The sequence below is a fragment of the Klebsiella sp. K47 genome (assembly GCF_051858335.1).
GTDB lineage: Bacteria > Pseudomonadota > Gammaproteobacteria > Enterobacterales > Enterobacteriaceae > Klebsiella > Klebsiella pneumoniae.
In genome coordinates, this window is record NZ_JBPYUI010000622.1 from 1 (window position 1) to 207 (window position 207).

Annotated in this window: 1 pseudogene; it reads left to right on the top strand. The window is 43.5% G+C overall.

Annotation, left to right across the window (positions count from 1 at the left end):
- Positions 1–115: 115 nt before the first annotated feature.
- Positions 116–207 (top strand): annotated as a pseudogene (locus RRF55_RS29470) (colanic acid biosynthesis acetyltransferase WcaB); the annotation flags it as partial.

Here is a 207-nt window from a genome sequence, read left to right on the forward strand (position 1 = left end):
GTTCATCGGTCATGGGGGACCTTTGATTGTCAACCCAACGACTGTGATTGGAAACAATGTCAACCTATAACAATTTACAACGATTGATGCCAATGGCGGTCGTCAGACTGCTGTAATTGGCGACAATGTATATATTGGCCCAAATGTCTGTATTATCGACCATGTTAAAATTGGCAATAATGCCACCATCGGTGCAGGTAGTGTGGT